This is a genomic window from Psychrobacter sp. FME6 (assembly GCF_014861365.1).
Taxonomy (GTDB): domain Bacteria; phylum Pseudomonadota; class Gammaproteobacteria; order Pseudomonadales; family Moraxellaceae; genus Psychrobacter.
Map to the genome: position 1 here is coordinate 1 of NZ_RRYW01000221.1, position 843 is coordinate 843.

The following is an 843-nucleotide window of genomic DNA, read 5'->3' on the forward strand; positions in this document are numbered from 1 at the left end:
TAGGGGCTGTATAGAATTCAAATCAGCGGCAGCCAGATAAAGACACAAGCGAGAATTACGGCAGCCTCATAGCTGGCTTTAAGCTTATCATAGCGTGTAGCAATGCCTCTGAAGTGTTTTAACCTAGCAAAGGCGTTTTCTACTAAATGGCGACAACGATATAAGTACCAATCTAGCGTATCGTTATTGCTTTTAGAGTTGGACTTAACGGGTATTACTGACTCAGCACAATGTTCAAAGATACAATCTCTTATGTCGCTACTATCATAGCCTCTGTCTGCTACAACAGCCTTAGTCTCTTTTTTGATGGTACTTTTAATTAAAGCGTTGGCCATTTTAGAATCATGTACTTGGCCTCCTGTCAGCGCCACATGAACAGGGTTACCACAAGCATCAACCATGAGATGTAACTTGCTGCTATTGCCAGCAACGCTGGTGCCGATGGCTTCATCACGACAACTGGCAGCGCCTGTACTGTGCTGATGTGCTTTTACCACGCTACCATCTATAAATAACCATTCACTATCGTAGTCTGCTGTCATTATGGACATCAGTTGTTGCCATTTACCCGTTTTACGCCAATAGCGGTATTGATGATATACGGTAGACCACTTGCCAAAGCAGGTTGGTAAGTCGCGCCATGGACAGCCAATACGTATGCGGTACAACATCGCTTCGACTGTTCGCCTTAGATTGGGCTTGTTATATATGTTAATTTGTCGCAATATATCAGACAGCTTTTGCCATTGTTCATCAGTGAGCATGGTACGAGCCATAAGTAACGCCTTTTCTCTTTGTTGTGGTAAACAAGAGTGTAAGGCGTTGCTTATTTTTTTCAACTAT

Annotated in this window: 1 protein-coding gene; it reads right to left on the bottom strand. The window is 43.1% G+C overall.

Annotated elements, in window-relative coordinates:
* Positions 1-17: 17 nt before the first annotated feature.
* Positions 18-776, bottom strand: a complete 759-nt coding sequence (locus tag EI162_RS14335) for an IS5 family transposase (RefSeq protein ID WP_101767593.1) — start codon at positions 774-776, stop codon at positions 18-20.
* Positions 777-843 lie beyond the last annotated feature (67 nt).

Bases quoted from the DNA above. Each gene is read 5' to 3' on its own strand.
- EI162_RS14335 (WP_101767593.1), bottom strand. From the start codon at position 776: ATGGCTCGTACCATGCTCACTGATGAACAATGGCAAAAGCTGTCTGAT.